This is a genomic window from Aurantimonas sp. (assembly GCF_964217435.1).
GTDB lineage: Bacteria > Pseudomonadota > Alphaproteobacteria > Rhizobiales > Rhizobiaceae > Aurantimonas > Aurantimonas coralicida.
Map to the genome: position 1 here is coordinate 22,932 of NZ_CAXPJM010000011.1, position 20,926 is coordinate 43,857.

A 20,926-nucleotide genomic window follows, 5' to 3' on the forward strand; every position below is an offset into this window, starting at 1 on the left:
CGGCACTGAGGCCGCCCGAAATTTGGCTGGAGTATCAGGCCATGAAAACCTGATGTCGTTCAAACGTGGCCGATACCGGATGGTTGCATCCGGGCCGTCGATTCCGTGAATCATGCGGTTTCCGGCCAAAGCGAGGGCGGAACTGTTCGCACCCGCAACCAATGCAGCACGGTGGCGTTAGGGGAGCGGGGCGCGATCTTACGACCGCAGGCGGGCAGTCGCCCGCCCAGTGGCAAGACGGCGCAGTCAAATTTCGACCTCAGGAGTCACATTCATGTTTCGCGACAAGCCTACCGCCTACGATCGCCTGTCCGACGCACTCAGCGACATCGGCGAGCGTCTCGCGGAGATCGAGGAGCGTGCGGTCGAGACGGTCCGCCCGCGCCCGACGCGCACCGAGCGTCTTCGCCGTTCGTTCGATCGTGCCAACCCGTTCCATTCCGAGCCGACGGGCCTTGCCCGCTACCTGCCGGATTTCGCCACGGGCTGGAGCCTGCCGAGCACCGACGAAGCCCGTCGCCATGCGCGCTCGCTGCGCGACAGCGCCGAGCACGGCGCCCATGATGCCCGCGGCTATTTCGACGACGCGCGCAACTATCTCTCCAGCGTCCGCCTGCCGCGCTCCATCCGCCGCAGCGAGCCGGAGCGGGTTCTCGACAGCCTGCGCGCCCGGCCGGAACTGACCGGCCTCCTCGTCGTCGGCGGCGCGATCGCCGTCGTCGGTGCAGCGTATTTCGTCACCAAGAAGGTGCAGGAGCACACCGAGGAGCCCGATTACGACGTCGTGCGTGACGATGGCGAGATCCAGATTCGCGACTATGACGGCATGGTCGTCGCCGAGACGGTCAAGAGCGGCTACCACGAGAAGGCGCGCCGCAGCGGCTTCGAGACGCTGTACGACTACATCGCCGCGAAGAGCCGGTCGGGCAAGAAGATCGCCATGACCAGCCCGGTGCTGCAGCAGCTCGCCGAGGGCGACGGCCACACCAAGGGCTGGGCCGTCCGCTTCATCATGCCGAAGAAGTACACCCGCGCCAGCCTGCCGGAGCCGACCAACACCGGCGTCACGCTGAAGGAAGTGCCGGCACGCCGCATGGTGTCGATCTCCTTCTCCGGCAATTTCAACGCCACGCTGGCCAGCAAGCAGCTGATGAAGCTCTACAATTATCTGGCGGACAACAACCTGACCCAGAAGGGCGATCCGGAATACGCCTTCTACAACCCGCCCTGGACGCCGGGCTTCATGAAGCGCAACGAGATCCTCATCGAGATCATGCGCTGACAGTCATCGTAGCGGCGACCGGAACCCTACGGAAACCCGGTCGCCGCGCCGATCCCGAGCAAGACCGGAAAGCCCGCCGCGCGCGGGCTTTCTGTTGTCCGGCAGAAGATCCTTACAATTCGACACATTAACTAGAGATCGGCTTTCCGCTCAGGCCGCCACTGAACATGTTGCAATTTCCTCTGCACTCCTCTTGACTGTTCTCATCTGAACAATCGCTGGAGTGTATGAGTATGAAGCGACTTGTTGCTTTGCTGACCGCGGGGAGCAGCCTGCTGTTCGCCGTCTCGCCATCCATGGCGGGCGGAAGCCGGGCCATCTCCTGCTACCAGCCGGTGCATGAGCCGGCGGAATACGCATCGGTCGCGGAAACCGTGATGGTGCGGCCCGCCGAGACTGTCTACGAGACGGTGCCGCCGGTCTATGGCACCGAAAAGCGTCACGTCCTCGTCGAGCCGGAGCGCGTCGTGCGCAGCGTCGTGCCCGCCCGCTACGAGACCGTCGCCCGCAAGGTGCTCATCCACCCGGCACGGACCGTCCACCGTTCTTCCCCGCCCGTCTATCGCAAGGTCGCCGAAACGGTGATGGTGCATCCGGCGACCGAGCGCTGGGAATGGCGGGTGATCAACGGCCACCGGGTCTATTGCCGCGTCGCCGTGCCGGCGCGCTATGCCACCCGGTATCGCAAGGTCGTCGTCGATCCCGGCGACAGCTGGACCGAGACGATCCCGGCCGAATACAGCGTCCAGCACGTCCGGGTGGAGGTCGAGCCGGCCCGCACCCGCGAGCATGTCATCCCGGCGCGCTACGAGACGGTCCGCGAGACGGTGGTGCTGGAACCGGCGCGTTCGGTCGCCCGCACCATTCCGGCCGAATACGATACCCGCCACCGCCGGGTGAAGGTGCGGGAAGGCCGCTCCGGCTGGCAGCAGGTGCATCTGCGCAACTCCTGCTGAGGCAGGCCGGCCGCACGCATACCATCGACACGCAAACTGGCCGGGCGCATCGTCCGGCCAGTTTGCGTTTGCGGCAGATGCCGTGCGGGGCGTCCGCGATCCACGGACATTCGCGAGTCCGGCCAAGGGGCTGGCCAACTGTCTTCGCAAATCGATTCAACGCCAGGCGACGGCGCGCGCCCTGCCCCGCCGGCTAATCGGTCTGCCGCAAACCGCTCAGACCTTGATGACGTAATGCTTCTTGGTGGGCTCCACGACCTTCCAGCGCCCCTTGAAGCCGGGGCGGATGACGAAGCTGTCGCCGGCGACGAGCTTGACCGGCTCGCACCCGTCCTCGGTCAGGACGGAGACGCCTTCCAGGATGTGGAAGAACTCCCACTCGTCATAGTCGATGTCCCATTCGCCGGCGGAGGATTCCCAGATGCCGGCGTAGAGACCGTCGCCGGTCTCCTCCATGTTCCAGGTCTTGTTGCTCGGGCGGCCGCTGCGGATCTTCTCCTTGTCGGGCGCGCCGGTCTCGACGGGCACCAGCGCCTTGTCGAACCGGACGAAATGTTCGGTCATGTCGGTCTCCTTCGTCGATCAGCGACGGCCAGAAAGCGCGGCGCGCGCGAGGCGTTCCCGCCATCGCAGAGAAAAGGGCCAGCCGCACGAAGCGACCGGCCCTTTCCGGATGGTTCAAGTGGCGGCGATCAGACCTTGGCGAGCGCCTGGTCGAGATCGGCGATGATGTCGTCGACATTCTCGATGCCGATCGACAGGCGCACCACGTCCGGCCCGGCGCCCGCGGCAATCCGCTGCTCGTCGGCGAGCTGCTTGTGGGTGGTCGATGCCGGATGGATCACCAGCGAGCGGGTGTCGCCGATATTGGCGAGATGCGAGAACAGTTCCAGCGCTTCCACGAAGGTGACGCCGGCCTCGAAGCCGCCCTTCAGGCCGAAGGTGAAGACGGCGCCGGCGCCCTTGGGCGAATATTTCTGCATCATCGCGTGGTTCGGATGGTCCGGCAGCCCCGAATAGGACACCCAGCTGACCTTCTCGTGGCCCTGCAGATGCGCCGCGACGGCCTTGGCGTTGTCGCAGTGGCGCTGCATGCGCAGCGGCAGCGTCTCGATGCCGGTCAGAAGCATGAAGGCGTTGAAGGGCGAGATCGCCGGTCCGAGATCGCGCAGGCCGAGAACGCGGCAGGCGATGGCGAAGGCGAAATTGCCGAAGGTCTCGTGCAGCACGACGCCGTTATATTCCGGCCGCGGCTGCGACAGCATCGGGTAGCGGTCGTTCGCCGACCAGTCGAAGGTGCCGGCATCGACGATGGCGCCGCCCATGGAATTGCCGTGGCCGCCCATGAACTTGGTCAGCGAATGCACGACGATGTCGGCACCGTGCTCGATCGGCCGGCACAGATACGGCGTCGCCATGGTGTTGTCGACGATCAGCGGAATGCCGTGCTTCTGGGCGATCGCCGAGATGCCGGCGATGTCGACGACGATGCCGCCGGGATTGGCGATCGACTCGATGAAGATCGCCTTGGTCTTGGGAGTAACCGCCGCCTCGAAGCTGGCGAGATCGTCCGGATCGGCCCAGTTGACGGTCCAGCCGAACGACTTGAAGGCGTGGCCGAACTGGTTGATCGAACCGCCATAGAGCTTGCGCGAGGCGACGAACTCGTCGCCCGGCTGCATCATCGCCTGGAAGATGATGAGCTGCGCGGCATGGCCCGAGGCCACGGCCAGCGCCGCGGTGCCGCCCTCGAGCGCGGCGACGCGCTCTTCCAGCACCGCCTGGGTCGGGTTCATGATGCGGGTGTAGATGTTGCCGAACTGCTGGAGCCCGAACAGCGAGGCAGCGTGGTCGACATCCTCGAAGACAAAGGACGTGGTCTGGTAGATCGGCGTCGCCCGGGCGCCTGTCGCCGGGTCCGGCTGCGCGCCGGCGTGGATCGCCAGGGTCTCGAAATTCGGTCCGCTCATGTGTCTCTCTCCCCTTCCATGATGCCGTTCCGGACAGCCCTTCCGGGCCCTCCGGTGCTCGGCACGCTCTAGCATGCCGCGCCCGGGGCGGCGAGTTGCCGGCACGGTTTTTCCAAATGTCGCAGCACCGGGGATGCAACCGCCGTGCATGCCAGCCATTCTGCGAGGATCGAACGAACCACCAGGGGACAGCACGCATGCCGAATTCCAACGGACAGATCCGCTACGCCGTCGTCGGCGGCGGCTGGATCTCCCAGGGCGCCTTCATGCCGGGCGTCGGCCAGACGTCGAACTCGGTCATGACGGCGATCGTCACCGGCGATCCCGAGAAGGCCCGCGCGCTCGGCGAGCGCTACGACATCAGGCCCTATGGCTATGACGAATACGACGCGCTCCTGGCCAGCGGCGACATCGACGCGGTCTATGTGGCAACGCCGAACTTCCGCCACCGGGAATTCGCCGAGCCGGCGCTCAAGGCCGGCATTCACGTGCTCCTGGAAAAGCCGATGGCCGGCAGCCTGGCCGACGCCGAGGCGATCGAGGCCGCGGCCCGCGCCTCCGGCGCCCGGCTGATGCTGGCCTATCGCCTGCATTCCGAGCCCGGCACCCAGGCGATCCTGGCGGCGATCCGCGCCGGCGAGATCGGCACGCCGCGCTTCTTCACCGCGACCTTCGCGCAGAATGTCGATGCTACGAACCACCGGGCGCAGAACGGCTTCTGGGCCGGGCCGATCCCCGACATGGGCGCCTATCCGATCAACGCCGTGCGCAATTTCTTCGAGGCCGAGCCGATCTCGGTGACGGCCGTCGCGTCGAAGGTGCCGGAGCGCGGGCTCGGCTGCGCCGACACGGTCAGCGTCATCCTCTCCTTCACCGAGGGGCGCGCGGCCAGCTTCACCGTCAGCTACTCCGGCGACAGCGTCGACCGGCTGCATGTGGTCGGCAGCGAGGGGATCATCGAGGCCAACCCGGCCTTCGGCTTCGGCGAGGGCGTGTCCATCGACTTCCGGCTGACGCGGGGCGGCAAGACCGAGGAGCGAACCCATCCGGTGGTCGACCAGTTCGCCGGCGAGACGGCCTATTTCTCCGACTGCATCCTGGAAGACCGCGAGCCCGAACCGAATGGCGAGGAAGGCGTTCTCGACATGATCGTCATCGAGGCGATCGAGCGGGCGCTGGAGACCGGTCAGCCGCAGGCGCTGGAGCCGCGCAATCGCCAGCGCCGGATGGGCAAGGACCAGGTCCGCGACTTCCCGCTCGCCGACGTGCCGGACTTCATCAACGCGGCGACACCCACCGGCTAAGGGCATCGGGGCATCACGCCGGGTGGTGCCCCACTTCGCCGCCGCTATACTCCCCGGATGACCTACGACATCCGCCCGGAACGCCCGGACGACGCCGCCGAGATCCGGCAGGTCGTCACTGCAGCCTTTGCCGATGCGCCGCACAGCGATGCCACCGAGGGCGCCATCGTCGATGCATTGCGCGCCGATGACGCGCTGACATTGTCGCTCGTCGCGGTCGCGGACGGGAAGATCGTCGGCCATGTCGCCTTCTCGCCGGTGGCGATCGACGGCCGCGATGTCGGCTGGTTCGGGCTAGGACCGGTGGCCGTTTCGCCGGATCGCCAGAGGCAGAGGATCGGCGGCGCTCTCGTGCGGGCCGGCCTCGACCGCCTGCGGGACCATGGCGCCGGGGGCTGCGTGGTGCTTGGCGATCCCGGCTATTATCGCCGCTTCGGCTTTGCGGCCGATCCGCAGCTTCGCTACCCGGATGCGCCGGCGCCGTATTTCATGCGCCTTGCCTTCGGTCCCGAGATCCCGGCGGGCCGCGTTGCCTACCATCTGGGCTTTGCGGCTCGATGATCGGGCCGGCGCCCTGATCGCGACGCGATGCGCCCTCGCCTATTTCGTCCGGTTCAGCCCGTAGCTCTGGAAGCCCTTGCCCATGGCCGGCTTCTTCGACGACAGGACGCGGGAATTGACGCCGTTCCAGCCGATCTCGCCCGACAGGCGCGCATATTCGATCTTGGGGCAGCGATCCATGATGACGGTCAGGCCTTCGGCCTCGGCCGTCCGCGCGGCGGCGTCGTTGCGGATGCCGAGCTGCATCCAGATGACCGAGGGGCGCGGCGACAGCGCCAGCGCCTCTTCGACGATCCCCGGCACGGCGTCCGCCGAGCGAAAGATGTCGACCATGTCGACCGGCTCGGGAATGCTGGCGAGATCGGCATGGCAGCGCTGGCCGAGGAGGTCCTGACCGGCGAGGCCCGGATTGACCGGGATGACGCGGTAGCCCTTGGCCAAGAGGTATTTCAGGACGAAATAGGACGGTCGCACCGGCTTGGCGCTGGCGCCGACGAGGGCGATGGTCTTCACCCGGTCGAGCAGGCCGCGCATGGCGGCGTCGTCATAGACCAGCGGTGCCGGCGCAGCGGCGCCCGAGGCGCTCTCCGCCGGGCTCATTCGTGGGTCCATTCCGGCTTGCGCTTCTCCAGGAAGGCGCCGATGCCCTCCTCCGCGTCCTTCGCCAGCATGTTCTCGGTCATCACCGAGGCGGCATATTCATAGGCGTCCGACAGCCCCATCTCGGCCTGCCGGTAGAACGCTTCCTTGCCGGTCTTCACCGTCATCGCCGACTTGGAGGCGATGGTCGTGGCGTATTTGCCGACGATGGTGCCGAGATATTCCGGCGGGACGACCCGGTTGACCAGGCCGAACTCGCGGGCCGAGCGGGCATCGATGGTCTCGCCCGTCAAGAGCATCTCCATGGCGTGCTTGCGGCTGAGATTGCGCGACAGCGCCACCATCGGCGTCGAGCAGAACAGCCCGATATTGACGCCCGGCGTGCAGAACTGGGCTTCCTCGGAGGCGATGGCGAGATCGCAGGAGGCGACGAGCTGGCAGCCGGCGGCCGTGGCGAGACCGTTGACCTCGGCGATCACCGGCACGGGATGGCGCACGATCGCCTGCATCACCTCGGAGCATTTGCGCATCGTCGCCGCGAAGAAGGCGCGGCCGCGATCGGCATCGGCGCGATGGGCGGTCAGTTCCTTCAGGTCGTGGCCGGCCGAGAAGATCTTGCCGGCCCCCGCGATGACCACCACGCGGTTGTCGGTATCGGCCGCCGCATCGGCGAGCGCGGCGAGGATCGCGTCCATCATCGCCATCGACAGGGCGTTCGCCGGCGGGCTGGACAGGACGATCCGGGTCAGGCCCGTCGCACGCTGGATTTCGACGGGATGCTGGCCCGCATCGGCGATTTCGAAGATGTCTGCCATGGATCGGTTCCGGTCGACTGAAGGAAGGCGTTCCCGCCACCTTCAACAGAATCGCCCCGCCCTCCGCAAGATCGTCGGTGCGCTCCGGCGGACGGTCCCCGCCGATATCGTCAGTCCGGCTGGCCATTGCAGGGCCCCGAAGCTAGGACGGTGCAGGTCGGGAGGCGGCATCTGCCCGGCCCGGACAGGAGCGGGAGGAACGCGCGCGTGCAGCCGATCATGACGAAAGCCGAACTCGAAGCCTTTCTCGACAGCGATTTTCCGCAGATCGGCGGACGCGAGGGCGGCTATTCGATCACCGATGTCAGTCCGGGCGCGGCCACCATGCGGCTCGACGCCGGGGACCGGCATCTGCGGCCCGGCGGCACCGTTTCCGGGCCCAGCCTGTTCGCGCTGGCCGATCTTGCCGCCTATGTCGCGATCCTCGCCCATATCGGGCCGGTGGCGCTCGCCGTCACCACCAATCTGTCGATCAACTTCCTGCGCAAGCCCGAGCCCGGCGGCATCCTCGGCCAGGCCCGGCTCCTGAAGCTCGGCAAGCGGCTGGCGGTCGTCGACATCTCCCTGACCAATGCCGCGGACGAGGCGCTGGTCGCCCATGCGGTGGCGACCTATTCGATCCCGCCCCGATGAGACGTGCCGGGCACTGCGGTATCATGATACCTTGATGCCGCGATCCCCTGCATGACAGGGGCTCGCGACGGGTGCCGATACGTCTTTTGACGTTGACAGACGCGGTGCGGGCCCGTATGTCCCGCTCCACGAAGAGCCGGCTCGCGCCGCCTTCCCAAGATCGACGGCCACAGCGGCCGGCAACGATGCTCACGAACACCCAAGGGCAGAACATGAAAACCTTCTCGCAGAAGACCGAGACGGTGGAGAAGAAGTGGATCCTGATCGACGCCGAAGGGCTCGTCGTCGGCCGCCTCGCTTCCATCGTCGCGCTTCGCCTCCGCGGCAAGCACAAGCCGACCTTCACGCCGCATGTCGATGATGGCGACAACATCATCATCATCAATGCGGACAAGATCGTCCTGACCGGCAAGAAGTACGAGAACAAGACGTACTACTGGCACACCGGTTATGCCGGCGGCATCAAGGAGCGCAAGGCGCGCCACATCCTCGAGGGCCGCTTCCCGGAGCGCGTCGTCGAGAAGGCCATCGAGCGCATGCTGCCGCGCGGCCCGCTCGGCCGTCGCCAGCTCAAGAACCTCCGCGTCTATGCCGGTGCCGAGCACCCGCATGAGGCGCAGTCCCCCGAGACGCTCGACGTCCGGGCCATGAACTCCAAGAACTCGAGGGCCGCATAATGTCCCAGCTCTCTTCGCTCGAAGAACTCGGCACGGCCGAAGTCACCGCACAGCCGGAAGCTCCGGTGCATGTGCAGAAGCTCGACCAGTACGGTCGCGCCTATGCCACCGGCAAGCGCAAGGATGCGGTTGCCCGCGTCTGGGTGAAGCCGGGCACCGGCAAGATCACCGTCAACGACCGCGACTTCACGGCCTATTTCGCCCGTCCGGTCCTGCAGATGGTGCTGCGCCAGCCGATCGTCGCCGCGGCCCGTGACGGCCAGTTCGACGTCGTCGCCACGGTGGCCGGCGGTGGTCTGTCCGGCCAGGCCGGTGCGGTTCGCCACGGTATCTCCAAGGCGCTGACCTATTACGAGCCGGGCCTGCGCGCGGTTCTCAAGAAGGGCGGCTTCCTGACGCGCGACTCGCGTACGGTCGAGCGCAAGAAGTACGGCAAGGCGAAGGCCCGCCGGTCCTTCCAGTTCTCCAAGCGCTGATCGGCGCGGCGGCGTCTGCCGCCGCCCTTTCTCCTGCGAAGTTCAAAGCCGCCGGGTGGTCGCCCGGCGGCTTTTTGCTTATGTGGGCCCGACAGGCTGGTCTGGCGCATCGGAGCTGCGCCCGGCCCCGGCCACCTCCGGCCCGCCGCCTCCCCGACGCTCCCTCGCGGAAGTGACCATGCCAAGCACGTCCATCGACCATGCCTTCACCGCCGACAGCGCACACGGCGCGGCGGGCGACCCGACCTATGCCGGCGCCCTCTCCTTCATGCGGCGGCGCCAGACCAAGGCGGTCGACGGCACCGACGTGACGGTCTGGGGCATTCCCTTCGACGCCTCGGTCTCCAACCGCCCGGGCACGCGCTTCGGCCCGCAGGCACTGCGCCGCGCCTCGGCGATCTTCGACAACGATCCGCAGTTCCCCTTCAACACGGACCTCTTCGAAACCCTGAGCGTCGTCGATTACGGCGACTGCCTGCTCGACTACCGGCTGCCGGAGACGGCCCACGAGACCATCCGCGCCGAGGCGGCGGCCCTGATCGCGCGGACCGGCTTCCTGATGACGCTGGGCGGCGACCATTCGATCACCTTCCCGCTCTTGCAGGCGCATGTGGCGCGGCACGGCAAGCTGTCGCTGGTGCAATTCGACGCCCATCAGGACACCTGGCCCGTCGCCACCGGCGCTGACGGCCAGCCGCGCGTCGATCACGGCTCCTTCGTCAAGGCGGCCGTCGATGCGGGCCTGATCGACTCGGCGACCTCGATCCAGGTCGGGATCCGCACCCACGCGCCGGAGGATTGCGGCCTGGCGATCCTCGACGGCGAGGCGGTGGAGGAGATGACCAGCGCGGCCATCGCCGAGGCGATCCTGTCACGCACCGGCGGCACGCCGACCTATCTCAGCTTCGACATCGACTGCCTCGACGTCGCCTTCGCGCCGGGCACCGGCACGCCGGTTGCAGGCGGCCCGTCGAGCGCCAAGATGCTGTCGGTGCTGCGCCGGCTCGGCGATCTCCGGCTGGTCGGCGCGGACGTGGTCGAAGTCTCGCCGCCTTATGACCATAGCGACATGACGGCGATCGCGGGCGCAACGGTCGCCATGTATGTGCTCGGCCTGCTGGCGCAGAAGCAGGCGGGATGATGCGGCCCGGCGCGCTGACAAAGTGATTCAACACGCTGCCTTCCTGATTCAGGACACGCGCCTAACCCGTTGAAACGACGCTCCGTAAGCGACTGATACGAATCTTGAGTAGCCGGACGCCGGCTTTTCGATCACCACGGCATCGCGCCTTTGCGGCGGCGATTCACCCGACCCAGACGAGCCCCATGACCCAGAACATCCCTTTCATCGACCTCGCCACCCAGCGTGACCGGATCCGCCACAAGGTGGATCATCGCATCGCGACCGTGCTGGACCATGGCGCCTTCGTCATGGGCCCGGAGATCCGCGAGCTGGAAGCGGCGCTCGGCGCATTCGGCCAGATGCCCTACACCCTGTCCTGCGCCTCGGGCACCGATGCGCTGGCGCTGCCCTTGATGGCCTGGGGCATCAAGCCGGGCGACGTGGTGTTCTGCCCGAGCTTCACCTTCGCCTCGACGGCGGAAGTCGTCGCCTGGCTCGGCGCGACGCCGTATTTTGTCGATGTCGATGCCGACACCTTCAACATGGACCCGGCGCATCTGGAAGCGGCGATTGCCGAGGTTGCCGGCAAGGACGGGCTGACGCCGCGGGCGATCATCGCCGTCGACCTGTTCGGCCAGCCGGCGGACTACCCGGCGCTGCGCCGCATCGCCGACGCGCACGGGCTGAAGCTCATCTCCGACGCCGCGCAGGGCTATGGCGGCACCATCGACGGCGAACTGTCCAGCAAGTGGTCGCATGTCGTCTCGACCAGCTTCTTCCCGGCCAAGCCGCTCGGCTGCTACGGCGATGGCGGCGCGGTCCAGACCGACGATGCCGAACTCAACGAGATCATGGCGTCGCTGCGGGTCCACGGCCAGAATGTCGAGGACAAGTACGACAACATCCGCATCGGCATGAATGGCCGCATGGACACGCTGCAGGCTGCGATCCTGATGGAGAAGCTGGCGATCTTCCCGGACGAGATAGCCGCGCGCGGCCGCGTCGCCGCCCGCTATTCGGAGATGCTGGCCGGGATCGTCACCCCGCAGAAGCTCCTGCGCGACGCCGTCTCGACCTGGGCGCAGTACACGATCCGCCTGCCCGAGGGGACCGACCGCAACGCCTTCGCGGCCAGCCTGCGCGAGGCCGGCGTGCCGACGGCGATCTATTATCCAAAGCCCCTGCACCGGCAGACCGCCTATCGCCATTTCCCGGTGACGGGCGGCGAACTGCCGGTCTCCGACGCCCTGTCCCGCGACGTGATCAGCCTGCCGATGCACGCCTATCTGGACGAGGCGACGCAGGACCGCATCGTGGCGGCCGTGAAGGCCGCACTGCAGGCCTGACATCGGGCCCGGCGCGACGCCCCGGTCTGGACGTCGCGCCAGATTTCGATAAACCCCGGCAATGACAACAGGGGCACCGCGCGAGGTCGCTGCGGGCCCGAAACCCATGCGAGGAGATGGCTGATGGCCGACAAGATCAGGATTGGTGTGCTCGGAGCCAGCGGCTATACCGGCGCGGATCTCGTCCGTCTCGCCGCCCGCCATCCGAACATGGACATCGCCGTCCTCACGGCGAACAGCCATGCCGGCAAGCCCATGCGGCAGGTCTTCCGCCATTTGTCCCATATCGACCTGCCGGATCTGGTGACCATCGAGGAAGCGCCCTGGAGCGAGGTCGACGCGGTGTTCTGCGGGCTGCCGCACGGCACGACGCAGGCAATCACCAAGGAAATCTTCGAGACCTATCCGCAGACGAAGATCATCGACATGTCGGCCGACTTCCGGCTGCGGGACCCCGCCGCCTACAAGGAATGGTACGGGCTCGACCACGTCGCCACCGAGCTGCAGGGCGAGGCCGTCTACGGCCTGACCGAGCTCAACCGCGAGGCCATCCGCGACGCGCGGCTGATCGCCTGCCCCGGCTGCTACCCGACCGCGGCGCTCCTGTCGCTGGTGCCGCTGACCAGCGCATCGCTGATCGACGCCACAGACATCGTCATCGACGCCAAGTCGGGCGTTTCGGGCGCCGGTCGCGGGCTGAAGGAGAACACCCTGTTCTGCGAGGCCGGCGAAGGCCTGTCGCCCTATGCGGTCGGCAAGCACCGGCATTCGGCCGAGATCGAGCAGGAAATCGGCAAGGCCGCCGGCATCGACGATCTGAGGGTCAACTTCACCCCGCATCTCATTCCGATGAGCCGCGGCGAACTCTGCACCAGCTATGTGCGGCTTTCCGCCGGCAAGACCGCCGCGAATCTGCGCCAGCACCTGATCGAGACCTATCGGGACGACCCGTTCATCACCATTCCGGACGAAGACGTCCTGCCCCAGACCCAGATGGTCCGCGGCTCGAACTATGTGGTGATCAACGTTGTGCCCGACCGCATCCCCGGCCGCGCCATCGTCATCTCGACGCTGGACAATCTGGTGAAGGGTTCGGCCGGCCAGGCCATCCAGAACTTCAACGTGGCCTATGGCCTCGAGGAAACCACCGGCATCGCCCAGCTGCCGCTGTTCCCCTGAGCTGAGGCCAGCGACCGCGCGGCGTCAGGCGGCGGCGCGGTCGATGCTCTCGAGCGCCGCTTCCAGGGCTGCGAAGCAGCCCGCGTCGATCGCCGTTCCCACATCGGCCCGCATGATCGCCAGCGCCTTCGACACCGGCATTGCCGCGCGATAGGGCCGCTCTGCTGTCAGCGCATCGAAGATGTCGGCCGTGGTGATGATGCGGGTGTCGAGGCAGATCTCGTCACCCGCCAGTCCGTTCGGATAGCCCCGACCATCCAGCCGCTCGTGATGGGCGCCGGCAATCCGCGCCAGGTCGGCGAAGATGCTGATGCGCGACAGGATCGCCTCGCTGAAGCCGGGATGGCCCTTGATCACCGCCCATTCGTCGGCGTCCAGCTTGCCCGGCTTGTCGAGGATCTGGTTGGACACGCTGAGCTTGCCGATGTCGTGGAGCAGCGCGACGCGCTTCAGGAAGCGTCGGCGCTGGTCGCCCAGGCCCAGATTCTCGGCGATCAGATCGGTGAACAGCGCCACGCGTTCGCTGTGGCCCGCCGTATAGGGGCTCTTGGAATCGACGACCTGCGCGAAGGCCTCGGCGAGGCTGTCGAGGAACTCCTCGTCGGCGAGCTCGGCATTGTTGTCGGGGGCAAGGCCGATCACCGTTGCAGCAAGGTCCGGAGCCCTGAGCGTCGTCCAGAAGGCAGGATCGGCGGCCACCTTCGTGAAGGCGTCGATCAGGGCCGGGTCGAACCAGCTGCCGCTGCGCGCCGTCACTTCGCGAAGGGCGAAGTCGGCGTCGGCGCTGGTGTGGAAGACGTCGACCACCTGGGCCAGCAGCGCGATGCGGCCGAACAGGGCGATCGCCTCCCCCTTCAGGCCCTGGGGCTGGCCCTTGCCGTTCCAGTGTTCGTCGAGATCGAGAATGCCGGCGGCCACGGTCTCGGGAAAACGCATCTGGCGGACGATGTCGGCGCCGCGGTGGCAACGCGTCTCGATCAGCTCGCGGGAGATCGCGTCGCCCTTGGCCAGCGCCACCACCATGGCGCGGAAGCGCTCGGCGAGGCTGGCCTTCAGGCCGGTATGCTTGAGAACGAAATGCAGAACGTGGGGAAGGCTGTCGCTGACGATCTTGATGTCGCGCTTGAAGGCGATGTCGTCGGTCAGGAAGAGCTGGCAGATGCGCGCCGCGTTGGAGCTGCAGCCGATATCCTTGAGGAGCAGCGTGTAATAGAGGTCGGCCATCTCCGGCTCGGACAGGCCGATGGCCCGCCCGACATTCATGCCGATCCAGCAGCAGCGCAGGCCGTGACCGTCGGGCTGGCCTTCGGTGAGGTCCAGCGCGTAGCTCAGGGCGCTGACGAGTTCGGCCTTGGAGACCGCCTGCCGTCCTCGCTCACCCGTGATCACACTCATCCCGCGTCCTGGCCCCTGCCCCGATGGCGGGGATCATCGCAGCCCCGGGTTAACGGAACGACGAAGGCGGCGCGCGGCGAAACGGCTCAGGCGACCGGCGCCGGCTCGGGATATTCGCCCTTCAGCGCGCGGGCATGGGCGACCGCCAACCCGAGGACGATGACGCCGCCGGCCTGATGGGCCAGCGCCCAGTCGATGGGCACGGCCAGAAGCAGGGTCGTGATGCCGATCAGCGCCTGCACGAAGACGGCGGCGAAGAGCCAGATGGCGCGTTTCGTATGAACGCTGCCCGCCGCCTGCAGCAGGGACGCGACCGCGTGGATCGCGACCACCACGAACAGCACATAGGCGCCGATCCGGTGCATGAACTGCACCGTCATGACGTTCTCGAAGAAATTCCGCCAGGCCGGGTCCATGACGAACAGGCCGCCGGGGATCAGGGCGCCGTCCATCAGCGGCCAGGTGTTGAAGGTCAGGCCGGCATTCAGGCCGGCGACCAGGCCGCCCATGTAGATCTGCGCGAGCGCCAGCAGCGCGATCAGCGCCGCAACGCCTGCCGAACCGCGCGACGGCGGCATGTCGAAGCGTTTCGGCGCCAGCCCGCGCGCCACCCAGATGATCGCGGCGAAGATCACGCAGGCGATCGTCAGATGCGTCGCCAGCCGGTACTGGCTGACATCGGTGCGCTCGGTGAGGCCCGAGGCGACCATCCACCATCCGACGGCGCCCTGCAGGCTGCCGAGGGCGAGAATGCCGACGAGACGGGGTTTCAGGAACGGCTCGATGCGGCCGGTCAGCCAGAAGAAGGCCAGCGGGATCGCGAAGACGAAGCCGATCGCGCGGGCCAGGAAGCGATGCGCCCACTCCCACCAGAAGATCGTCTTGAACTCGTCGAGGCTCATGCCGAGGTTGAGCTGCTGATATTGCGGGATGCGCTTATAGAGCTCGAATTCCTCGTCCCATTCGGCGGCCGAAAGCGGCGGGACGATGCCGTGGATCGGCTTCCATTCGGTGATCGACAGGCCGGACTCGGTCAGCCGGGTGGCACCGCCGACGAGCACCAGCGCGAAGATCAGGAGCGCTGTGACATAGAGCCACCAGCGGATCGCGGCGCGGTCGCGCAGACGGGGAGATCGGGCCACGGGGCCGGCGGCGGAATGGGAGATCGTCGTCATGTCGCGTGCCATGTGCACCGAAAGCGGCAGGCGATCAAGCGCAGGAAAGTCGCAGGGGCGAGGCTGGCATTGGCGGCCCGGCCGGCCTAGAGGTCGGGCACGGCGACGGCCGGCCGATGGCAGTGCGGGACGACACCCCGCCACCGGCGCAAAGGCGCGAACAGGAGAGGCGGATCATGCCGGTCAGAACAAGAAAGCTCATCGGCGCGGTCGTGCTGATCGTCCTCGTCATCGTCTACGCCGTCGTCGCGACGGCCGTGGCGACGCTCTATCTGCCCACCGCCAGCGGCTGGGTGCATCTGGCGTATTTCTTCTTCACCGGAATTCTCTGGGTGGTGCCGGCGATGTTCATCATCTCCTGGATGGAGCGGGTGCCGCGCAAGGATCAAGCGGACGGCGACGGGACGCGCGGCTGAACGCCCGGTCTCAGTCCGGCTTATCCGGGGCGCGACGCCCCGCCCGCCGCGTGGCCGCGCACTGCATGAAGATCAGGTCGTCAACGCCCAGCGCCCGCAAGTCACCGGCGATGGTCGCGTAGCCGTCCGGCGTTGCCGCCTGCCCGGCCACCACGATCGCGGTTTCCTCGTCGAGGAGTGACGGCAGGTCGTCCATGCGCCGGGCATCGAGCGCGACGATAGTGCAGTCATAGGCCTCGGCGCAGGCGGCCAGCACCAGCGTGACGTCGGGCGAATCCGGCTCCGGCGCCGCGCCCGTCGCCAGCACCACATGGCAGCCACCGCGGCTGTCGCGATGGATGATCTCGCCCAGCGGCACCAGGTTCTCTGCGAATTCGTGCAGGCTGGGACTGCCCGGCGCAATTCCCGTTTCTGCGGCAATCCGCTCCTCGCCGGTCAGATCGATCAGGATGCAGGACATGCCGGCGCGCGCGATGGCACGACCGAGTTCGACGCCGCCGAGCCCGCCCTGTTCCGCGTCGGCCGACAGCATCACCAGGCGGCCGATGGCGCTGCGATGCAGGGCCATGACGAGTTCGCGGCTGGTGACCACCTCGTCGCCATGGCGCGGCGCGGCGGGAGCGTCGGCAGGAATGTCGTGCGGCATGAGAGCAGCGCTCGCTGTGCGTGATGGGACCGTCCGGTTCGCGAACCGCGCCGACGGGCGGGCAAGGCCACGGGCGACGAAATCGCCGAGCGAGGCGCCGAGGGCATGGATGCCGGCGCCCATCATCGCCGGGTCCTCGCACCGGGGCAACGGCGGCCGCGCCGCGGCGGAAGAGGAATCGTCTGGAAACAGGGCGACATGCGCACTCCGGTGCCTGAGCTTCGCCTGCAGCCTGCCATCGGCCGGTAACTGTGCCGTTAAGGGACAGTTCGGCAGCGCTCGCCAATTGCCGCTCCCGGCGCCCCGGCATTTTACGGTCGATTAACCCTAACCGTCTAACAACGGGTCATGACGGTGCGATGCCAATTGGGCCGAAGTGCCACGGGAACCTTGACCATGAAGCCGAGACTGGCCTTCATCCTCGCGATCGTGATCAGCGCCCTCGCCGGCTGCGCGTCCTACAAGCCGGTGTCGCCGGCGTTCCATGCGGCGCTCAACCAGTCCTATCGCCTGGACAGCGGCGACGTCCTGCGTGTCACGGTCTTCGAGCAGTCCGGGCTCACCAATGCCTATCCGGTGGACAAGGCCGGCTACGTCTCCTTCCCGCTGGTCGGCTCGGTCCCGGCCCGCGGCCGCACCACCACCCAGCTCGAAGCCGAGATCGCCAATCGCCTGCGCGACGGCTATCTCAACGATCCCGACGTCACCGTTCAGGTCGAGACCTACCGGCCCTTCTTCATCATGGGCGAAGTCGCGACCGGCGGGCAGTACGCCTATTTCCCCGGGATGACGGTCCAGAAGGCGATCGCGGTCGCCGGCGGCTTCAGCCCCCGGGCCGAACAGGGCACCGTCGACATCACCCGCCAGGTCGGCAAGCGAATCCTGACCGGCCGGGTGCTGGTCTCCGATCCAATCCTGCCCGGCGACACGGTCTATGTCCGGGAGCGCTGGTTCTGACACGACCCGACTGCGCCGCTGCGGGGCGATCCCGCATCGGTCCGGTGAGGCGAATGGCGGTCGTCGTTCGCGGGTCACACATGCGAAACCGAGGCATCGGTTTCAGCGCGAGAAGCGGGATCAGGTATTGCGTCCCCGCCCCTCGCCGCATTTCCAGGCAGGGCTCAAGCATATCTTAGCCCTTTGCCTCCATTCTGCGCGGCCGAGAGATCAGGCGCGGCCCACCAAGGTGGGCGTGTCGGCCGCCGACCGTGCGGTCGCGGCCCGAACTGCCGGCGGAATGGGAGTCGACCAGACATGGCGAAGATCGAGTCCAGCCTGCCTTTGAACGACGTGACGGTCGTCAGCTTTCCCGAGCCCGATGCCCCGGTCGAGCTGAACGCCTTCGCGGCGCGGGCGGCAGCCCAGTACAAGGACGATTTCATCACCCCGCGGATGCTGTCGGGCATCTGGCGCGGTGTCGAGTTCGTGCTGCTGACGCTGCTCGGGCTGGCTCTCTTCGTCGGCTATGTCGGCGTTTCCACGCATCTTTGGGAATCCTACGTCGTCCTGTCGCTGGTCGGCGCGGCGCTCGGCGTCCTCGCGATTAATCTGGCCGACGGCTACGAGATCTCGGTCCTGAAGGGTCGGGCCGCCCAGCTCTGGCGGATCGCCATCGCCTGGGGCCTGACGCTCTGCTTCCTCACGGTCGGCCTGTTCTTCCTGTTCAACGACGCAGCCTATTCCCGGTTCTGGATGGGCAGTTGGTTCGTCTGCGGCCTGGTGCTCCTGTCGGTCGGGCGCCTGGCGCTGGCCGCCAAGATCCGCCGCTGGCTGCGCAACGGCCGCATGGAGCGCCGCGCCATCATCGTCGGCGGTGGCCGCGGCGCGGAAAGCCTGATCCGCAGCCTCGAGGGCCAGCCCGACAGCGACATCCGCATCTGCGGCATCTTCGACGATCGCGACGACCGGCGCTCGCCGCCGATCGTCGCCGGCTATCCCAAGCTCGGCAATATCAGCGAGCTGGTGGAATTCGCCCGGCGCACCCGCATCGACATGCTCATTGTCACCCTGCCGCTTTCGGCTGAGCAGCGCGTCCTGTCCCTCCTGAAGCGCCTGTGGGTGCTGCCGCTGGACATCCGGCTGTCGGCGCATTCGGCCGAGCTGCGGTTTCGCCCGCGCACCTATTCCTTCGTCGGCGACGTGCCGCTGATCGACGTCTTCGACCGGCCGCTGGCGGACTGGGACTGGATCGCCAAGCGCGTCTTCGACGTGGTCTTCGCCAGCCTCGCCATCGTCCTCCTGTCGCCGGTCTTCCTCTTGACCGCGCTCGCGGTGAAGCTGGACTCCAAGGGTCCGGTGATCTTCCGCCAGAAGCGGCACGGCTTCAACAATCACATCGTCGACGTGTTCAAGTTCCGCTCGCTCTATGCCGAGATGTCGGATCCGCTGGCCCGGCAGATCGTGACGAAGGGCGACAAGCGCGTCACCCGGGTCGGCCGCTTCATCCGCAAGACCTCACTCGACGAGCTGCCGCAGCTCTTCAACGTGCTGCGCGGCGACCTGTCGCTGGTCGGCCCGCGGCCCCATGCCGTCCACGCCATTTCCAGCGGCAACGAGGCGTTCGTGGCCATCGTCGACGGCTATTTCGGTCGCCACAAGGTCAAGCCGGGGATCACCGGCTGGGCGCAGATCAAGGGCTGGCGCGGCGAGATCGACCAGCCCGACAAGCTGCAGAAGCGCTTCGAGCACGACCTCTACTATATCGAGAACTGGTCGCTGCTGCTCGACCTCTACATCCTCGCCATGACGCCGATCAGCCTGTTGCGGACGAAGTCGGCCTACTGACGCCCGGCCGGCTGGGGCACGATCCCCGGCCGATCGAGCAAAGCGCGATCGCCGAGCGCGATGAAGTGAGGATTGCCGAAGACGTCCTCGCCCGGTGCATGAGTGCGGCCATAGGCCAGGGGCGCCCCGTCCATGGTGATGGTCAGGCCGCCGGCCGCGCGCAGCACCGCGTCGCCGGCCGCCGTATCCCACTGCATCGTCCGGCCGAAGCGCGGATAGAGGTCTGCCTCGGCTTCGGCCAGAAGGCAGAATTTCAGCGAGGAACCGATGGACTTCCGCTCGGCCACGTCGAGGCGGCCGATATAGTCGCGGGTCGCATCGTCGAGATGGTTGCGGCTTGCAACGACATCCAGCGCAGTGCCTGCTTTGCGGCAGGCCAGCGGCGTGGCGGTGCCGTCGCGCTCGACCATGGCCGGCGTTCCGGCCCCGCCATGATAGATCGTCCCGGTCTCGGGAATGCCGACGCAGCCGAAGACCGGGGCCCCGTCCTCGATCACCGCGACATTGACGGTGTAGTCGGGCGAGCCGGCGATGTAGCTCTTGGTGCCATCCAGCGGATCAACCAGCAGGAAGCGCTGGCCGACGGCCGGGATGTCGCCGTCCGAGAAGGCCTCTTCGGCAACGATCGGCAGGGTGCAGCCGCCGCCCTGGATGACCGCGACGATGGCCCGTTCGGCGGCCTTGTCGGCCTCGGTCACCGGCGACCGGTCGGATTTGTAGTCGATGCCGCTGCCGGTCTGGGCGCGGATCGCCGCCATGCCGGCGCGGACCGCCTCGATCATCAGCGCCGTGTCGATCCTGTCGTCGCTCATCGCTTCTCGTCCCTTCCGTGCTTCGGGCCCAAGCCGGGCTAATCCGGTTCGGCCGCCCGCCGCAAGGCCCGACAGCTCGGCGCGCGGTCACCTTTGGCTAACCGTGCGGGCGAATAGGCCCATTTGGCGCGACTTTCCTGAGGGAAAAGTAACCCCCGCGGGCGATGATGCCGGCTTGCGAACCAATTCGGGGACACAAGATCACCGTGCCGTTTCGACCCGCCAGTCCGAAGAAGAGCCAGCGCAAGACCTTCGGTCGCGACACGTCCGGCGCGACCGCGGTGGAATTCGCCATGGTCGCCGCCCCGCTCTTCATGCTGATCTTCGCCATCGTCGAGACCTTCGTCATCTCGGCCGCGGGCATCCTGCTCGACACCGCCGTCGACGACGTCGCCCGGCAGGTCTTCACCGGTCAGATCCAGCAGTCCGACATCAAGCCGTCGGTGTTCCGCGAGAAGATCTGCGACAAGGTCGATTTCCTCCTGAGCTGCGACAAGGTGAAACTCGACCTGCGCACCATCCCGGCCTTCGCCGATATCCCCACCGACGTGCCGATGAAGCTGAAGCAGGTGGACGACAGCCAGTTCTGTTTCGACCCCGGCGCGGCCAATTCGATCACCGTGCTGCGCGCCTATTACGAATGGCCGTGGACCGCGTCCTTCCTGCACAAGCTGGCCGCCGAAACCGACGGCAACAGCGTCATGTTCTCCATCGCCGCCTTCATGAACGAGCCTTTCGGGGATCGTCTGAACAGCAATTCCAACTGCGCCTGAGGG

The 20,926-nt window shown here is 67.2% G+C and carries 22 protein-coding genes; 14 read left to right on the forward strand and 8 right to left on the reverse strand.

Going from position 1 to position 20,926, the window contains the following annotated elements:
* Positions 1-274 precede the first annotated feature (274 nt).
* On the forward strand, positions 275-1,282 hold the full coding sequence (locus ACEQX1_RS05830; protein ID WP_210310180.1) for a heme-binding protein: 1,008 nt from the start codon (positions 275-277) through the stop codon (positions 1,280-1,282).
* Between the two features lie 233 nt (positions 1,283-1,515).
* Complete coding sequence (locus tag ACEQX1_RS05835) at positions 1,516-2,238, forward strand: hypothetical protein (protein ID WP_370196603.1); 723 nt, start codon at positions 1,516-1,518, stop codon at positions 2,236-2,238.
* 216 nt (positions 2,239-2,454) lie between these two features.
* Here ACEQX1_RS05835 and ACEQX1_RS05840 read toward each other — a convergent pair whose 3' ends face one another.
* Positions 2,455-2,802 (reverse strand): cupin domain-containing protein, encoded by a 348-nt coding sequence (locus ACEQX1_RS05840; RefSeq protein ID WP_370196604.1) that lies wholly within the window; start codon positions 2,800-2,802, stop codon positions 2,455-2,457.
* A gap of 128 nt (positions 2,803-2,930) precedes the next feature.
* The gene (locus ACEQX1_RS05845) at positions 2,931-4,208 is read right to left on the reverse strand and encodes an O-acetylhomoserine aminocarboxypropyltransferase (RefSeq protein ID WP_188076185.1); all 1,278 of its coding nucleotides are present in this window, start codon (positions 4,206-4,208) and stop codon (positions 2,931-2,933) included.
* Between the two features lie 197 nt (positions 4,209-4,405).
* Here ACEQX1_RS05845 and ACEQX1_RS05850 point away from each other — a divergent pair, with 197 nt between their 5' ends.
* Positions 4,406-5,512, forward strand: coding sequence for a Gfo/Idh/MocA family protein (locus ACEQX1_RS05850; protein WP_370196605.1), 1,107 nt, complete (start codon positions 4,406-4,408; stop codon positions 5,510-5,512).
* A gap of 57 nt (positions 5,513-5,569) precedes the next feature.
* A complete protein-coding gene (locus tag ACEQX1_RS05855; RefSeq protein ID WP_370193220.1) occupies positions 5,570-6,073 on the forward strand; it encodes a GNAT family N-acetyltransferase in 504 nt (167 codons plus the stop codon).
* Between the two features lie 39 nt (positions 6,074-6,112).
* On the opposite strand, the gene ACEQX1_RS05860 is transcribed toward ACEQX1_RS05855, so the two are convergent.
* Both ACEQX1_RS05860 and ACEQX1_RS05865 read right to left on the reverse strand, forming a co-directional pair.
* Positions 6,113-6,607: a CoA-binding protein gene (locus ACEQX1_RS05860; RefSeq protein WP_370196622.1), complete on the reverse strand. Its 495-nt coding sequence runs from the start codon at positions 6,605-6,607 to the stop codon at positions 6,113-6,115.
* A 62-nt stretch (positions 6,608-6,669) separates the two neighbouring features.
* The gene (locus tag ACEQX1_RS05865) at positions 6,670-7,488 is read right to left on the reverse strand and encodes an enoyl-CoA hydratase (protein WP_370193218.1); all 819 of its coding nucleotides are present in this window, start codon (positions 7,486-7,488) and stop codon (positions 6,670-6,672) included.
* Between the two features lie 219 nt (positions 7,489-7,707).
* On the opposite strand from ACEQX1_RS05865, the gene ACEQX1_RS05870 reads away from it, so the two are divergent.
* The 6 genes from ACEQX1_RS05870 (at position 7,708) to argC (ending at position 12,922) form a co-directional block, all read left to right on the forward strand.
* Positions 7,708-8,121, forward strand: coding sequence for a PaaI family thioesterase (locus tag ACEQX1_RS05870; protein WP_370193226.1), 414 nt, complete (start codon positions 7,708-7,710; stop codon positions 8,119-8,121).
* A 212-nt stretch (positions 8,122-8,333) separates the two neighbouring features.
* Entirely contained in the window at positions 8,334-8,798 is a 465-nt protein-coding gene (gene rplM, locus ACEQX1_RS05875; protein WP_024351306.1) for a 50S ribosomal protein L13, read from the forward strand.
* Positions 8,798-9,274: a 30S ribosomal protein S9 gene (rpsI, locus tag ACEQX1_RS05880; protein ID WP_024351307.1), complete on the forward strand. Its 477-nt coding sequence runs from the start codon at positions 8,798-8,800 to the stop codon at positions 9,272-9,274. The genes rplM and rpsI overlap by 1 nt, the downstream gene beginning before the upstream one ends.
* 178 nt (positions 9,275-9,452) lie before the next feature.
* On the forward strand, positions 9,453-10,415 hold the full coding sequence (gene speB / locus ACEQX1_RS05885; RefSeq protein ID WP_370193215.1) for an agmatinase: 963 nt from the start codon (positions 9,453-9,455) through the stop codon (positions 10,413-10,415).
* A gap of 185 nt (positions 10,416-10,600) precedes the next feature.
* Entirely contained in the window at positions 10,601-11,743 is a 1,143-nt protein-coding gene (locus ACEQX1_RS05890) for a DegT/DnrJ/EryC1/StrS aminotransferase family protein (RefSeq protein WP_187390636.1), read from the forward strand.
* A 123-nt stretch (positions 11,744-11,866) separates the two neighbouring features.
* Complete coding sequence (gene argC, locus ACEQX1_RS05895; RefSeq protein WP_370196606.1) at positions 11,867-12,922, forward strand: N-acetyl-gamma-glutamyl-phosphate reductase; 1,056 nt, start codon at positions 11,867-11,869, stop codon at positions 12,920-12,922.
* Positions 12,923-12,946: 24 nt separating this feature from the next.
* Here the strand turns inward: argC and ACEQX1_RS05900 are convergent, their stop codons facing one another.
* Complete coding sequence (locus tag ACEQX1_RS05900; RefSeq protein WP_370193211.1) at positions 12,947-14,317, reverse strand: HD-GYP domain-containing protein; 1,371 nt, start codon at positions 14,315-14,317, stop codon at positions 12,947-12,949.
* An 86-nt stretch (positions 14,318-14,403) separates the two neighbouring features.
* Positions 14,404-15,504 carry a COX15/CtaA family protein gene (locus ACEQX1_RS05905; RefSeq protein ID WP_370196607.1) on the reverse strand — a complete coding sequence of 367 codons (1,101 nt, stop codon included), beginning with the start codon at positions 15,502-15,504 and terminating at the stop codon, positions 14,404-14,406.
* 164 nt (positions 15,505-15,668) lie between these two features.
* Here ACEQX1_RS05905 and ACEQX1_RS05910 point away from each other — a divergent pair, with 164 nt between their 5' ends.
* Positions 15,669-15,908, forward strand: coding sequence for a DUF2842 domain-containing protein (locus tag ACEQX1_RS05910; protein WP_370193207.1), 240 nt, complete (start codon positions 15,669-15,671; stop codon positions 15,906-15,908).
* Between the two features lie 10 nt (positions 15,909-15,918).
* On the opposite strand, the gene ACEQX1_RS05915 is transcribed toward ACEQX1_RS05910, so the two are convergent.
* On the reverse strand, positions 15,919-16,680 hold the full coding sequence (locus ACEQX1_RS05915) for a hypothetical protein (protein ID WP_370196608.1): 762 nt from the start codon (positions 16,678-16,680) through the stop codon (positions 15,919-15,921).
* A 270-nt stretch (positions 16,681-16,950) separates the two neighbouring features.
* Here ACEQX1_RS05915 and ACEQX1_RS05920 point away from each other — a divergent pair, with 270 nt between their 5' ends.
* Both ACEQX1_RS05920 and ACEQX1_RS05925 read left to right on the forward strand, forming a co-directional pair.
* Positions 16,951-17,511: a polysaccharide biosynthesis/export family protein gene (locus tag ACEQX1_RS05920; RefSeq protein WP_024351315.1), complete on the forward strand. Its 561-nt coding sequence runs from the start codon at positions 16,951-16,953 to the stop codon at positions 17,509-17,511.
* 297 nt (positions 17,512-17,808) lie between these two features.
* Positions 17,809-19,338: an undecaprenyl-phosphate glucose phosphotransferase gene (locus tag ACEQX1_RS05925; protein ID WP_370193203.1), complete on the forward strand. Its 1,530-nt coding sequence runs from the start codon at positions 17,809-17,811 to the stop codon at positions 19,336-19,338.
* Here ACEQX1_RS05925 and ACEQX1_RS05930 read toward each other — a convergent pair.
* Complete coding sequence (locus ACEQX1_RS05930; RefSeq protein WP_370196609.1) at positions 19,332-20,150, reverse strand: 3'(2'),5'-bisphosphate nucleotidase CysQ; 819 nt, start codon at positions 20,148-20,150, stop codon at positions 19,332-19,334. The genes ACEQX1_RS05925 and ACEQX1_RS05930 overlap by 7 nt on opposite strands.
* Before the next feature lie 206 nt (positions 20,151-20,356).
* Between ACEQX1_RS05930 and ACEQX1_RS05935 the strand changes: the two genes are divergently transcribed.
* Positions 20,357-20,923 carry a TadE/TadG family type IV pilus assembly protein gene (locus ACEQX1_RS05935; RefSeq protein WP_162142670.1) on the forward strand — a complete coding sequence of 189 codons (567 nt, stop codon included), beginning with the start codon at positions 20,357-20,359 and terminating at the stop codon, positions 20,921-20,923.
* Positions 20,924-20,926 lie beyond the last annotated feature (3 nt).